Origin of the sequence: Paenarthrobacter sp. NPDC057355 (assembly GCF_042667405.1) — a bacterium.
Taxonomy (GTDB): domain Bacteria; phylum Actinomycetota; class Actinomycetes; order Actinomycetales; family Micrococcaceae; genus Arthrobacter.
The window spans coordinates 133,816-147,135 of record NZ_JBHVAL010000006.1; the positions used below are offsets into that span (position 1 = coordinate 133,816).

Genomic DNA, 13,320 nt, shown 5'->3' on the forward strand with positions numbered 1-13,320 from the left:
CGGTAAATCGGATCCCTCCCTCACCCAGTGAGGGAGGGATCCGTTTAAGGGCGGGGGATGTGAACGAGCGTTAGGGTGGTGGGATGCCGTCGTTCCAAACCAAGTTGAAGATCACTGGCCTCAAACCGGGAAACGCTCCGGAGTCCGTCATGGCCGCAGCGATCGAGGCCCTGGAAACCCGCCACCACGTGGAATCGAACCAGTTGGACATCGTGGGCGGCGTTCCGCAGATCAGCCTTCGCTTCACAGTGAATGACCGCGACTACGCAGGTGAGAACGACGACGCTCTGACGTCGGCCGCAATGATGCGTGACGCCGTCGAACGGGTTGCTGTTACCGGCAGCTTGTATGTGCTGCGTCGCAGTCGTGGACGCTGGTCGCCCGTCTAGCTTTCTTCCGGGCGCGCAACGCTGCCGGACCCGTCGGCGTCGAACGGCTCGTCCACCGGGGAGCGGGTCCCGCGCCGCCGTGTGACGATCAGGCCTACCACCACGCCAATCAACAAACCGACGCCCACTCCGATGAGCGAGCTGGCCCAGAACGGGAGCTTGGTGGCTGATCCGGTGAAGTAGCCCAGTCCCACTTGCCACACCGCCCACAGGACGCCGCCAAGGCTGGCGCAAAAACCGAATCCGCGGACGGAGACGTTGGCGATTCCGGCTGCGGCTGACGTCGCGAGTCGGCCGCCCGGGATGAACCGCGCGCCGATGATTGCACCGTAGGTGGAGGAACGGCCCGCTTTGGCGATCGCTTCATGGATGCCGCGGTGGACGCGGCGGCCCCACGACCACCGGTCCAGGACGTGGCTGATCCTCCGTTTGAACAGCATGAACACCGCCATGTCGCCGAGCCAGGAAGCGAACGCGGCGAGGAAAAGGATCAGCCAAAAGTTGGCGTGCCCGTCGGCTGCGAGCGCTCCGCCGGTGATGACCACCATTTCGGAGGGGATCGGTGGGAAGATGGCGTCGCCCAGCACAATCGGGACGATCCACAGGTAGATTGCGGATCCCCATGTCTCCGGGGCGGTGATGTCCATGCGCACAAAATACCGCACTTGCCGCTTCCGCCGCTCGGACGCGAGACTGTGGGCATGCGCATTGACATTCTTCAGGGGGACATCACCACTCGTTCAGTGGACGCGATCGTCAATGCGGCCAATTCCTCGCTGCTCGGCGGAGGGGGAGTGGACGGTGCGATTCACAGGGCCGCAGGGCCGGAGCTTCTGGAGGCGTGCCGCGAGTTGCGCCGCTCGCAACTGCCCGGAGGCCTCCCGGTGGGCGCTGCCGTCGCGACGCCCGGGTTCAGGCTTCCGGCGCGCTGGGTGATCCATACCGTGGGGCCCAACCGGCATGCCGGGCAGACCGACCCGGCGCTGCTGGAGTCCTGTTTCCGTGAGAGCTTGGTGGTGGCTGCCGGCTTGGGTGCCCGGTCGATTGCCTTCCCGGCGATCAGCGCGGGTATCTATGGTTGGGATGCCCGCCAGGTCGCCGAGGTAGCGTTCGACGCCGTTGAACAGTTTGCGTCCACTGCTGCGGGCGATACGGGGGACGGCCCGCTGGAGTTGGTGGAGTTCGTGCTGTTCTCGGCGGACACGACGGCGGTCTTCCGGTCCGTGCTGCTTTAGGAGGGGTGGGCTTCGCTGAGTTCCAGCTGGCTTCGGTATTCCACGGGCTGCTTGGTTATGGGGTCCACGAACGTGATGCCGCGGGCCAGGAGCTGGAGCGGCTTGCTGTAGTCGTCCGGAGCCTTGTCCAGCAGCTCCGGGTAGAAGGCGTCGTTAACGATTCCCAGGCCGAGCGATGCCATGTGCACACGGAGTTGGTGCGTTTTGCCGGTATGGGGTTCCAGCCGGTACAGCGCGCGCTGCTGTGTGCCGGCGTCGAACGTTCTTAGCTGCTGGATCCGCGTCTCCGCGTTAGGTTCGCCGTCGATGACTTCGGCCAGCAGATAGCTGCGCGACTTGGTCATGCGGTTGCGGACGGTGGCCGGAAATTCGACGTCGGGATAGCCGGCGGCGGGCGTCGCGGCGGACACGCACTCGTATTCCTTCTGGACCTGGCGCTTTTCGAAGAGCACCTGGTACTTGCCGCGGGTCTCCGGGTTGGTGGAGAGCAGCAGCAAACCGGCGGTCATGCGGTCCAGACGGTGCATGGGGATGAGGTCCGGCAGGTCCAGGAGGTTCCGCAGCCGGACCAGCGCGGATTCCTGGATGTAGGTGCCGCCGGGCGTGGTGGGCAGGAAGTGCGGCTTGTCCACGACCAGGATGTGCTCGTCCTGGTGGAGGATACTGATCTCCACGGGCAGGCGGGTTTCCGGGGGTAGGGTGCGGTAGTACCAAATGAAGGTGTGGTCCTCCAGCTTGGTGCTCCGTGTCAGGGGCACGCCGCCTTCGCCCACGATTTCGCCGGCGTCGAAACGGTCCTCGATGCCTTGGGGGTCGATGTGTCCCCAGCGATGCATCATGTAGTCCATCGCCGTGTCCCAGGGTCCCTCGTCCGGAAGGCGGAGGCGGGTGGCGTTGACGCCGTCGCGCACGGGGAGGGGGGATTGCATCACCGGACAATTCTACTTTGCTCGGGTTGCGTCTACTTTGCCGGGGTTGTGAGGCCCGTTCTGCGTCCGATTCGAAGCTCATAGGGCGCAGAGCGGGCCTCGCAACAGTTCCCGCATCCGAACAGAAAAAAGTTCTTGACAAGAAAATTTGTCGGTAGGCATACTGGATGCATGTTGGACATCGAAGTGATCGAGGACGCGGCGGCTGCGGAAGCCTCCCTGGACCCTATCCGGACGCGTATCCTCCAGGAACTCGCTGAGCCGGCTTCGGCCACCCAGTTGGCAGCCAAAGTGGGGCTGCCGCGCCAAAAGGTGAACTACCACCTCAAGGCCCTGGAGCGACATGGCCTGGTGGAGCTGGTGGAGGAGCGCCGCAAAGGCAACGTCACTGAGCGTGTACTGCGTGCAACCGCTGCGTCCTACCTGATCTCGCCGACGGCGCTGGCCTCCGTTGCACCGGACCCTCGCCGTTTCGCGGACCGCTTTTCGGCGTTCTGGCTGCTGGCCCTCGCGTCCCGCACGGTCCAGGAAATGGGCAAGCTCATTTCCGGCGCCGCGGCGGCCAAGAAGAAGCTCGCGAGCTTCGCGATCGACGGCGAAATCACTTTCCGCTCGGCCGCCGAACGTGCCGCGTTCGCGGAAGAACTCGGGGTAGCGGTGACGCGCCTCGTCGATAAGTACCACGACGGCGGTGCCGCCGCCCAGGCGGGTGGCGGACGCAAGCACCGGCTCGTCGTCGTCCTTCATCCCGCACTGAAGACCACACCACAAACCGCTCCCGCAGCAGAACAACCAGCAGACAAGGACCAAAGCAATGACTGACAACCGGAACTTCGAAATCGTGGCGGATACCGAGCTGCCCGGCACCCCCGAGCGCGTATGGAACGCTGTCACCGCCGATACCGCGGCCTGGATGTTCCCCACGGACCAGTGGCCTGCCGTGCGAACTGTGGAGGAGTACCCGAATCACCTCGTGTCGCGGATGGACGGCCCTGATGGCTGGTTCAACCAACTCGAGCACGTTCTTGAGCCGCTCGATGGCGGACGGGCAAAGCTGCACTACGTCCACAGCGGGATTTTCGCCGACAACTGGGACGAGCAATACGACGGCGCCAGCAAGCACACCCGTTTCTACCTGCACACCTTGGGCCAGTATCTGGAGTTCTTCGATGGCCGGCCGGTGGTTTTCACTGACATCCAGGCCCCGGCTTCCTCGCAGACCCCGGAGGGGTTCGTGCAGCTGAAGAAGGCTTTGGCTGTTGATGGCAGCGCAGCCGGTACCCCGGTTGAGCTGGAGCTCGACGGCGTTGGGCGGCTCAGTGGCGAGGTGGACTTCTCGGATGAGAACTTCCTCGGCCTGCGTACCGCAGATGCCATGTACCGCTTCTTTGGCCGCAACGTCTTTGGCGCTCCCGTGGGGATGACCGTGCACGACTTCAGTGGTTCGGCAGACCCGGAGCTGACCGCGAAAACCTGGGATGCGTTCCTGGAGAAGGTGTACGCCTAAGGGCGGGTCCCGCGCCTGGGTACCTCAGGGAGCCCAGGCGCGGGCAACTCCATCAAGGGCGGCGTCGTAGATGGCCGCCCAGTTTGTGTCCGGCTGGTTCATCTGTGCCAACTCCAGGCTTACCAGTCCATGCACCTGGCCCCAGATGGCCATCGCGATCAGCATGGAGTCTCCGGCCCGGAGCCTTCCGGCGCCCTGGGCTGAGGTGACCGCCTCAACGAGGGGAAGCATCGAGTCGGAGGCGACATCCGGCGTCGGGCTGCATTCAACATAGGACGCCAGTGCGCCGCCGAACATGAGCCGGTACAGGGCCGGATGCTCCAAGGCCCAGGTGCGGTAGGCCCGGCCGAGATTCGGCAGTCCGCCTGCTGCTGCCTCGCGCTGGGATTCACCGAAGGACCGGAAGCCGTCGTCGATTGCGGCCGTGAGCAGTTGGGCCTTGCCGCCAAAGAGCGAGTAGATGGCCGACGTCGAGGTTTCCGCAGCGGAGGCGACGTCGCGCAAGGTGACGCGGGCGGGGCCATCCCGGTCGACGAGATCGGCGGTGACTGCCAGGAGCCGTTGCTGGACGAGGTGATCGTGGACGATGGGTCTTGCCATGTCTCCCATTGTTTCATAACATCGTTTCATAACGCTGTTATGAAACTGGATTTGAGAATCCACTAGCTAAGGATCGTCATGGCACAGGAAATCTTCTCCGGCCGCTTTACGGCGGACGTCGGGCGCAACGAAGTGACCGTGTTCCTCATCGGAATGCGGGCCAACAGGTGGTGGAAGATTGGCAGGCTTGCCCAAGTGGCTTCGGCAATGCCCGCCATGATGCGGCACCTTGCCACCAACCCGGACGCAGGGCTGCTCGGCAGTGAGCAGTGGTTCGGGCGTACCACGATCATCGTGAGCTACTGGGAAAGCCCGGAACACTTGAGGCGTTTCGCCGCGGACCGGGACTCACCCCACCTTGGGCCGTGGCGGAAGTTCATGAAGGAGATCGCGGGCAGCGGAGACGTGGGCGTGTGGCACGAGACGTACCAGGTGCCGGCGTCGGGCATTGAAGTGGTGTACAACGGCATGCCGGCCTTCGGGCTGGCGAAGGCGACATCGCATGTTCCGGTTGGCCCGGGCACCAACACGGCAAAACAGCGGATGGGCGCATCCTCCGCCTCACCCAAGTAGGTAACAGCAAACGTCGCTACGAAGCCTCATTGGAGCAAGAGCTGTCACCTAGTTGGGCGGCGCGGGGGGTTAGGCGACGGCGGCCGGGCGCCCGGGTTTGAGGGTCCGGCGCAGCTGGGGAGAACTGTCGAGCTTCTCTTGGGCGGCACGCAGGGCCTGGACGGCAACCTCGAGTTGCTCCGGGGGAAGGGTGAACGGGACGCGGAGGTAGTGCTCGAACGCTCCGCCCACCCCGAAGCGCGGACCTGCAGCCAAGCGCACGCCGAAATCGGGGGCCAACACCGTCAGGGCCGTGCTGCAGGGGCTCGGCAGCCGGCACCACACCGTGAGACCACCTTGGGGCCTTTCCACCTCCCACCCCGGCAGATGGTGCTCGAGGAGGCCCAACAGCGACTCCCGGTTGCGGCGGAGCTCCCCGAGCCGGGCTTCCAGGGGTTCGGAGAAGGACCTGATCAGGCGCGCCGCCGCGAGCTGTTCCACCACAGGACCTCCCAGGTCCATCACGGTCCTTGTCGCAATGAGCCGCGGGATCAGTGCTTCGTCTGCGCGTATCCAGCCGGTCCTGAGGCCGGCCCAGTGGGACTTGCTCAGTGACCCGATGGAAACCACAGCGGAACTGAATACTGACATCGGGGAGGTGCGTACGCCGTCGAGGTTCAGGCCACGCAGCGTCTCATCCACCACCAGGACCGTGCCGGCGGCTGCGGCGGCGCGGGCCAGCCTCCTGCGCTGGAGGTCGGACATGATGCGCCCTGTCGGGTTGTGGAAGTCCGGAACCAGGTAGGCCATCGCTGGCCGTTGCTGGCTCATGGCCGCCACCATCGCATCGATGTCCCAGGCGGGCGAGGTGCCCGGCGGCAGCGCCACCGGCAGGATCCGGCATCCCGCCGCGCGAATGGCGTCCAGTGCGTTGGGGTACGTGGGGTGTTCCACCATCACCCTGTCCTGCCTGCCGGCCAGGGTGCGCAGCACGATGTTGAGCGCGTGCTGCGCCCCGGAAGTGACCAGGATTTGCCCGGGGGTGGTCGGCACGCCGTCGGCCGTGTACTTGTCCGCGACCGCTTCTCGCAGGGCGGTGACGCCCATGGCGTCGTATCCGAACCCCGGCAGGAGCGCCGGCAGTTCGGTGAGCGCGTCCGCGAACGAACGGTGGACCGCTTCGCCCGCCGCGGGCAAGGAAGCATAGGCCAGATCCAGGAGGCCCTCCGGCGCGGCCAGGCCAGGCATGCTCGCCGGCGCCGTACGGTGCGGAATGCAGGTCCGCCCGCGGCTGCCCTGGCCCGCCGTGAGGAAGCCCTGCTCGCGGAGGCTCGCGTAGGCGGCTGTGACGGTCGTCCGGCTGACGCCCAGGGTCTGGGCGAGTGCGCGCTCGCTGGGCAAGGCGACGTCCAACGGGATGCGGCCGTCCATCACCAGCAAACGCACGACGTCGGCAAGCTCGCGGTAAGCGGGCAGGGCTCCGGTGTTCCACTGCCCCAGGAGGCGAAGCAGCGCGGTGGGATTCAAGGAGGGAGCCATCAGACCAGTATTCCAAACTGGCTATGGAATACAAGGCCAGTTTTGCTGGACGATGGACATCATGATGACCCGCAGAATCACGCAGCTCCTGATCGGCCTGGCAATGTACGGTGTTTCCTTGGCCATGTTCATCCGGGCCGGGCTCGGTTTGGACCCCTGGGACGTTTTCCACCAGGGCGTGGCAGGCAAAACCGGCCTGAGCATCGGCGTCGTGGTTATCGCGGTCAGCTTCCTTGTGCTGCTGCTCTGGATTCCCCTCCGGCAGATGCCGGGTGTGGGAACCATCGCCAACGCGGTTCTGGTGGGCCTCTTCGCGGACCTGGGCCTTTGGCTCATCCCGGAGTTCTCGCATCTGGGCGGACAGATCGCCATGCTGGCCGGTGCGGTGATCCTCAACGGCATCGCATCGGCCTGCTACATCGGAGCCCGCCTGGGCCCCGGTGCCCGCGATGGCCTGATGACAGGCCTGGTCCGGCGTACCGGATGGTCGGTACGGCTGGTCCGCACCGGAATCGAAGTGGTTGTCTTGGCCGTTGGATTCCTGCTGGGCGGTTCCGTTGGCGTTGGGACTGTGGTGTACGCCCTCGCGATCGGCCCGATCGTGCAGGTGCTCCTGCCCAAGTTCATGGTGCCGGAGCGGGCAAAGGAAACGGCCCCCACCGAATCCGTGGAGGCCGCAACCGCTGCCTGATCCTAGTCCTTGATGGCGCCCATCGAAAGGCCGGACTGCCAGTAACGCTGAAGGCTGAGGAACGCGACAATCAACGGGATGATCATCAGCAACGAGCCAGTAATCACCAGGTTCTGGATCAGTTCTCCGTTTCCGGCCGTGGAGCCAAGCTTGTTCCACTGGTTGATGCCGATCGTCAGCGGATACCACGCCGGATCCTTCAACATGATCAGGGGCAGGAAATAGTTGTTCCAGATCGATACGAAGGAAAAGAGCAACACTGTCACTGTGGCTGGGGCCAGCAACGGAAATGCGATCCGCAGGAAGATGCGCAGCTCCCCGGCGCCATCAATGCGGGCGGCCTCGATGAGCCCCGTGGGCACTGCCTGATCGGAAAATACCCACATGAGGTAGAGCCCAAAGGGATTGATGAACGACGGGATGAGGACCGCCCACGGCGTATTGGTGATCCCGAGTTGGGCGAACAGCAGGAACTGCGGGATGGCCAAGGCGATGCCTGGAACGGAAATGGACCCGAGCACGATGAGCAGGAAGGCGCGCCGGCCAACGAAGTCATGCTTGGCCAGCGCGTAACCGCCCATTGCTGCGAGGAACGTGGACACCACGGCTCCGACCACTACGTACAAGACGGTGTTGAGGAGCCAGCGCGAGAAGATCCCGTCCTGGAAGGTGAAAACCTGGACGACGTTGTCCCACAGCGCGAACCGGCCGCCAAAGCCAAGCCCGAAGGTGGACACGAAATCCTGCTGGGTTTTGCTCGCGTTGATGACCAGCCACGCCATGGGAACGATGCAGTACAGCGCGAACAGCCCTGTCACGAGGGTCAGCGTCAGGCTCTTGCGGGGGTTCGCCAAGGTGTAGAGCTTGCGGGGCCGTTCCGTGGGCAGTCCCGGCGCCGCTTGTGCGGTTCTGGTGGCTGATGCAGTGGGGCTACTTGTTGAAGGCATTCTTCATTCCCTTGATTTGAACTGCGTAGGCAATGGCGATGGTGAAGACAGCCATGACCAGGGCAAGCGCCGCCGCATATCCCTGCTGGGAACCGGTAAAAGCAAGGCTGTAGGCGTACATGTTCGGCGTGTAGTAGGACGTTATCCCGCTGTTCGACACGAGCGTGGTGAGGATGTTGGGCTCGTTGAAGAGCTGGAAGGTGCCGATGATCGAGAAGATGATGGTGACGATGAGTGAACTGCGCAGTGCGGGGAGTTTGATGTGCCGGACGATCTGGAACTCGCTGGCTCCGTCGATTGCCGCGGCCTCGTAGAGTTCGCGGGGCACAGCGCGCAGGGCTGCGTAGAAGATCAACATGTTGTAACCGGTGAAGCCCCACGTGACCATGACGCCAATGGAGATCATGGTTGTTTCCGGTGCGAACGGATTGAACGAGGTTCCGGCTGCCTTGTTGAGGCTTCCAATAAGTCCGTAACGGATGCCAAGCATGAATCCCCACATCAAGGTGGAGACAATCGCGGGTATGGCGTAGGGAAGGAACACGATGATGCGGAAGAACCTTGTTCCGTGAAGCCGCAGTGAATCGATGGCCAAGGCCAGGGCGATGGCGCTGAACAGCATGATGGGAACCTGGATTGCAGTGAAAAGCACCACCCTGATCACGCCGTCGTAGAACTGGGAGTCTTGGAAGAGCTTGATGTAGTTGTCGAACCAGATGAAGACTTTGCCGCCGATCAGCTTGTTCTGGAACATGCTGATGTAAGCCGAGTAGCCAATGGGGACAATGAAGACGAAGAGGAACAACACACTGAACGGTGCGATGAACGCCAATCCAACGTTCCTGCGTTTTGGTTTACGGAGGGTTTGGTGATCGGCTGCAACGTCTGGCACCGACGTTTGATGGGTGAGCAGCTGTCGGCTCATGGTGGCCCTGCTTTCATGGTTCAACTGGTGTAACGGGATAGGTCCGGTGCCGCACGATCTGCGCGCGCGGCACCGGTGGCCACTAGCGGACCGAGAATCCTTGTGCGTTTCCGTACTCGATGCTCCGCTGCTTCCAGGTCTCCAGGACGTCCGCCAGCGTTCCTTGCTTGCTGTCGTACAGGGGAGCCGAGACATCCTCATAGCTGGTGCGGGCCCAGCCGAAGAACGGCGGGTACTGCCAGCCTGTTGCCACGTTCTTGGACGCATCGGCGAGGACCTGGTTGTACTTCTGGTCTCCGAAGAACGGGTTGGTGGTGCTCAGGAACTTGTCATTGTTCAGGTTCGAAAGGTTCGGGACGAAGGCTCCTGCGTCGATGCGCGATTGCAGACCGTCACCGTGGGTGAAGTACTCCAGGAAGGCGTAGGCGGCGGCCTTGTTTTGCGCCGCTGCCGGAATCGCCATGGCACTGCCGCCGTTTTCGGCACCGGAGGTCTGGCCGGCCTCCCACTGCGGGAGTGGTGCCACCCGGAAGTTGCCGGATGCTTTTGGTGCCCGTTCGGGAAGTGTCGAAGTGAACCAGCCGCCGATCAGCTGGGTAGCAAGGGTTCCCTCGTTCAATCCGCGGTTCCAGTCATCTGACCAGTTGGTGATTTTGGTGTTGACGAGGTCTTCGTCCAGGAGCTTCTGCCAGAAGGCGACAGCGCGGCTGCTGCCGGGATCCTTAAAGTCGATGGTGACGTCGGTGCCGTTGACCTTGAATGGACGTCCTCCGCCTTCCCACATCAGGGACATGAGCACAAAGATGTCCGCGGAGTCGTTGGTGATGTAATGGTCACCGCCCAGTGCCCGCACTTTCTTGGCGGCGTCGTAGAACTCGTCCCAGGTCGCCGGAGGTGCGCTGACACCGGCCTGCGTGAGCACCGCCTGGTTGTAGAACATTGCAGCCGGGCCGTAGTCGGAAGGGAGCCCATAAGGTTTTCCGTCCATGGTCACGTTGCCCCAGGCCGCAGGTACGTAGTCGGATGCCAGATCCTTGGCCCCGAACTCAGACAGATCGCTGAGCTTGCCCGGAATGGCGAACAGGGGGAGGGAGAAGTACTCGAACATCGCGATGTCGGGAACGCCTGATCCAGCCTGGATGGCGTTGTCGAGGGCCGTGTACTCGTCGGTGGATGATCCGGCGTTGACCGCGTTGACCGTGATGTTGGGGTGGAGCTTTTCGAACCCGGCTACGGCTTCCTTGACCGTCCCATCCCAGCTCCAAACGGTGAGCGTAATGGGTTTGTCGGTGGGAACTTCGGTGTTGGTCGAGGCTTTTTCTCCGCCCGAGCAACCGGCCAAGGCCATGACCGATGCAGCAATCGCTGCCGCGGCCCTTAGACGTTTCTTCGGCATTCCGTACTCCTTCGTATCGACGATCCTTTGACCAGGAACCGCCAGCGCTGTCGTGGTCGAGGAATGTACAACGTTGTACCTATAACGCAAAAAAGAAGGCCGGGTAGCGGCTTGTGGCGTGGCGTTCCGGCATCATCCCAGGCTGCTTCGCGGGGCAGCGCTTTTGATCTTTGTGGGGTGGATCACTGATTGGGTACAACGTTGAACCTCATGCTAAAACGGACCATATTGGACCGTCAAGGAAATGACGGAAACTGCGTCACAGCTATGATCTAGGCAGTGCCCCTGACGGAGATACTGCGGGGTGGGAAGGACGCGGATGACTGTGAATCCGACGATTCATGACGTCGCCCGGGCGGCAGGGGTTTCCATCAAGACGGTGTCGAATGTACTCAACGACAACCCGAAGGTCGGGCCCGAAACCCGGCTCAGGGTCAGGCGTCTCGTCGAGGAAATGGGGTACCGGCCCAACCTCTCGGCCCGCGGACTGCGCTCAGGCAGGACCGGGGTGATCGGTCTCGCAGTTCCATCCCTCCGTGAGATGTACTTCGCCGAACTAGCCGACTCAGTAATACGTGCTGCCGCCAAACGCGGTCTGCGCGTGGTCATTGAGCAGACCAACGGCGATCGTGATTTGGAGATCGCCACACTCTCGGGTGGGCAGATGCGCTTCATCGACGGGCTGCTTTTCAGTCCGGCAGCCATTGGCCAGCAGGATGTGGACGTCTTGACCACCAGTGATCCCTTGGTCCTGCTCGGCGAAAGGATTTTCGGCGGACCCACGGACCACGTGACCATGCACAACACATCCTCTGCCCGGGCCGCCGTCGAGCACTTGCTGGACATCGGCCGGACCAGGATCGCCCTGATTGGGGCACCTGACCAACCGGCCGACGAGGCGAGCTCGGCAAACCTGCGCGAGCGCGGCTACCGCCATGCACTCGAACATGCAGGCATCGACATCGATCCGCGGCTTGTGGTCAGGGGCGGGACCTGGATCCGCGAAACAGGAGTGGCCGGTATCCGAAGGCTCCGCGAAAGCAACGTGGAATTCGACGCCGTTTTCGCCCTCAACGACACCCTCGCTTTGGGTGCGCTGCGGGCATTGGCCCAGGACGGACTGCGTGTCCCGGAGGACGTAGCTGTCATGGGGTTCGACAACCTTGATGAAGGCCGTTTTTCGCTTCCCTCCCTGACCAGTGTTGATCCGGGCAGGGACGAGATTGCCGAAACCGCGGTGACTCTGCTTGTGAACCGGATCCAGGAAAAGGACGGCAAAGCAGCACCCAAAACCGTCAAGTCCAGCTTCAGTATTGTTCGCCGGGAATCTACGGGATTTGCGGACACCCCCTAGCGGCACGCCTCCAAATCCTCGCCGTACCGCAACCAGTCCGGCAGGTCCTGAGTCAGCGCGTCCCGGATGGCGGGCGATCCAGCGCTCCTCCAGTCGACGTCGTCGTTAATTTCGATCTCGTACTTTTTCCACTCGAACCAGTTGATCATTTTCAGCTGCGGATACTTTTGATGGGTTTCGGCGGAGAAGACCTGGCGCCACCAGGTACGCTTGACGTCCAGTTCCGAGGCGCCGTTGCGGGCGGGCGTGAAGATCGCCGCTGTCTCCGGGATGGCCACCGGACGGTCATGGTCCACGCCGTACACCTGGTAGAAATCGGGAACCGGACTGTCGTTACCGGCCGTGCCGTTGTACGTTCCAGTGAGCATCGCCAGGAATTTGCCGGGCTCGGCTATATCGTTGTTGCCCCAAGGGCGCTGGTTCCCCCAGTGATACAGCGAGACTCCCACCCAATCCACAGCGTCATCCCCGGGATAGTAGGGCGCGTAGGTGTCATCGGCCATGGTGAGGGTGCCGTCGTGGTCGGTGTCCAGAGCGGCGAAATCCGGCGTGCCGGGACGGGCCGCGTACTGCCCGCCGGTGAACGGATAGCCGCCCCCGTAGTTCGGCGCCCACATCATGGAGGTGCCCGGCGCCTTGGTATGCACTGCAGCGGCCACTTTGCGGAAAACTTCTACGTAATGGATCGGCTGCTGGCCCCAGGCGTACCAGGAACCGTTCATCTCGTGGGCAAAGCGTACGACGACGGGCGTCCCCTGATCGTTGACGGCACGTAAGTCGGTGGCCAGCTTGTCGATGACTTCATCACTCATGGTCGCCAGGCCGCCGTGCGGCTCGAGGGTCAGGAGCAGCACGCCACCCGTGGTGCGGACCTGTGTGACGGCGTTGGTGGTGTGCGACCATGTTTCGTCGTCGTACGGGATATCGGAGAACTGCACCACCACCGCAGGATTGTGGCCCAAATTGGCAGTGTGCTCTGCAAGGGTCTCTGAGTCCCAGTCCAAGTTGACGCCCATGAGCACGCCGTCCTTGGGGATGATCGATGCCGCATCACTGGCTTTGCACAGTGATAGAGCCTGGACGATGGGGACCACCTCTTTGGAAGCGAAACCGAGTCCGGTGGCTGCCAAGGCCGTCACCAGCAAGGGAGCCAGCAGGCTCGCGCGCCTGCGTTTACGGTTGGGATGGCCGGCGAAGGTCGGAGGCGTTGCTTTCTGCCGGGACGGGCTCGGCATCATTGTGGATGTCCGGGCCAT

15 protein-coding genes are annotated in these 13,320 nt (G+C 63.1%); 7 read left to right on the top strand and 8 right to left on the bottom strand.

The window, feature by feature from the left end; genetic code table 11:
* Positions 1 to 83 precede the first annotated feature (83 nt).
* Positions 84 to 389 (top strand): hypothetical protein, encoded by a 306-nt coding sequence (locus tag ACFUOZ_RS09545; RefSeq protein ID WP_144661514.1) that lies wholly within the window; start codon positions 84 to 86, stop codon positions 387 to 389.
* Here ACFUOZ_RS09545 and ACFUOZ_RS09550 read toward each other — a convergent pair.
* On the bottom strand, positions 386 to 1,036 hold the full coding sequence (locus ACFUOZ_RS09550; RefSeq protein ID WP_377547229.1) for a DedA family protein: 651 nt from the start codon (positions 1,034 to 1,036) through the stop codon (positions 386 to 388). The genes ACFUOZ_RS09545 and ACFUOZ_RS09550 overlap by 4 nt on opposite strands.
* 54 nt (positions 1,037 to 1,090) lie before the next feature.
* On the opposite strand from ACFUOZ_RS09550, the gene ACFUOZ_RS09555 reads away from it, so the two are divergent.
* Positions 1,091 to 1,624 (top strand): O-acetyl-ADP-ribose deacetylase, encoded by a 534-nt coding sequence (locus ACFUOZ_RS09555; protein WP_377547231.1) that lies wholly within the window; start codon positions 1,091 to 1,093, stop codon positions 1,622 to 1,624.
* On the opposite strand, the gene ACFUOZ_RS09560 is transcribed toward ACFUOZ_RS09555, so the two are convergent.
* On the bottom strand, positions 1,621 to 2,553 hold the full coding sequence (locus ACFUOZ_RS09560) for an RluA family pseudouridine synthase (RefSeq protein ID WP_377547407.1): 933 nt from the start codon (positions 2,551 to 2,553) through the stop codon (positions 1,621 to 1,623). The genes ACFUOZ_RS09555 and ACFUOZ_RS09560 overlap by 4 nt on opposite strands.
* 171 nt (positions 2,554 to 2,724) lie before the next feature.
* On the opposite strand from ACFUOZ_RS09560, the gene ACFUOZ_RS09565 reads away from it, so the two are divergent.
* Both ACFUOZ_RS09565 and ACFUOZ_RS09570 read left to right on the top strand, forming a co-directional pair.
* On the top strand, positions 2,725 to 3,375 hold the full coding sequence (locus ACFUOZ_RS09565; protein ID WP_377547233.1) for an ArsR/SmtB family transcription factor: 651 nt from the start codon (positions 2,725 to 2,727) through the stop codon (positions 3,373 to 3,375).
* Positions 3,368 to 4,060 (top strand): SRPBCC domain-containing protein, encoded by a 693-nt coding sequence (locus ACFUOZ_RS09570; protein WP_377547235.1) that lies wholly within the window; start codon positions 3,368 to 3,370, stop codon positions 4,058 to 4,060. Before ACFUOZ_RS09565 ends, ACFUOZ_RS09570 begins: the two co-directional genes overlap by 8 nt.
* 24 nt (positions 4,061 to 4,084) lie before the next feature.
* Here the strand turns inward: ACFUOZ_RS09570 and ACFUOZ_RS09575 are convergent, their stop codons facing one another.
* Complete coding sequence (locus ACFUOZ_RS09575) at positions 4,085 to 4,660, bottom strand: TetR/AcrR family transcriptional regulator (protein WP_377547238.1); 576 nt, start codon at positions 4,658 to 4,660, stop codon at positions 4,085 to 4,087.
* Positions 4,661 to 4,738: 78 nt separating this feature from the next.
* Between ACFUOZ_RS09575 and ACFUOZ_RS09580 the strand changes: the two genes are divergently transcribed.
* Entirely contained in the window at positions 4,739 to 5,233 is a 495-nt protein-coding gene (locus ACFUOZ_RS09580; protein ID WP_377547241.1) for a DUF4188 domain-containing protein, read from the top strand.
* Positions 5,234 to 5,302: 69 nt separating this feature from the next.
* Here the strand turns inward: ACFUOZ_RS09580 and ACFUOZ_RS09585 are convergent, their stop codons facing one another.
* Positions 5,303 to 6,751 carry a PLP-dependent aminotransferase family protein gene (locus tag ACFUOZ_RS09585; protein WP_377547244.1) on the bottom strand — a complete coding sequence of 483 codons (1,449 nt, stop codon included), beginning with the start codon at positions 6,749 to 6,751 and terminating at the stop codon, positions 5,303 to 5,305.
* A gap of 61 nt (positions 6,752 to 6,812) precedes the next feature.
* On the opposite strand from ACFUOZ_RS09585, the gene ACFUOZ_RS09590 reads away from it, so the two are divergent.
* Complete coding sequence (locus ACFUOZ_RS09590; protein WP_377547247.1) at positions 6,813 to 7,442, top strand: YitT family protein; 630 nt, start codon at positions 6,813 to 6,815, stop codon at positions 7,440 to 7,442.
* Positions 7,443 to 7,444: 2 nt separating this feature from the next.
* On the opposite strand, the gene ACFUOZ_RS09595 is transcribed toward ACFUOZ_RS09590, so the two are convergent.
* The 3 genes from ACFUOZ_RS09595 to ACFUOZ_RS09605 form a co-directional block, all read right to left on the bottom strand.
* Complete coding sequence (locus ACFUOZ_RS09595) at positions 7,445 to 8,389, bottom strand: carbohydrate ABC transporter permease (RefSeq protein WP_377547250.1); 945 nt, start codon at positions 8,387 to 8,389, stop codon at positions 7,445 to 7,447.
* On the bottom strand, positions 8,373 to 9,314 hold the full coding sequence (locus ACFUOZ_RS09600) for a carbohydrate ABC transporter permease (protein ID WP_377547252.1): 942 nt from the start codon (positions 9,312 to 9,314) through the stop codon (positions 8,373 to 8,375). Before ACFUOZ_RS09600 ends, ACFUOZ_RS09595 begins: the two co-directional genes overlap by 17 nt.
* 82 nt (positions 9,315 to 9,396) lie before the next feature.
* A complete protein-coding gene (locus tag ACFUOZ_RS09605) occupies positions 9,397 to 10,710 on the bottom strand; it encodes an ABC transporter substrate-binding protein (protein ID WP_377547255.1) in 1,314 nt (437 codons plus the stop codon).
* A gap of 319 nt (positions 10,711 to 11,029) precedes the next feature.
* Between ACFUOZ_RS09605 and ACFUOZ_RS09610 the strand changes: the two genes are divergently transcribed.
* A complete protein-coding gene (locus ACFUOZ_RS09610; protein WP_377547258.1) occupies positions 11,030 to 12,064 on the top strand; it encodes a LacI family DNA-binding transcriptional regulator in 1,035 nt (344 codons plus the stop codon).
* Here the strand turns inward: ACFUOZ_RS09610 and ACFUOZ_RS09615 are convergent.
* Positions 12,061 to 13,320 (bottom strand): glycoside hydrolase family 26 protein, encoded by a 1,260-nt coding sequence (locus tag ACFUOZ_RS09615; protein ID WP_377547261.1) that lies wholly within the window; start codon positions 13,318 to 13,320, stop codon positions 12,061 to 12,063. The two genes, ACFUOZ_RS09610 and ACFUOZ_RS09615, sit on opposite strands and share 4 nt — an antisense overlap.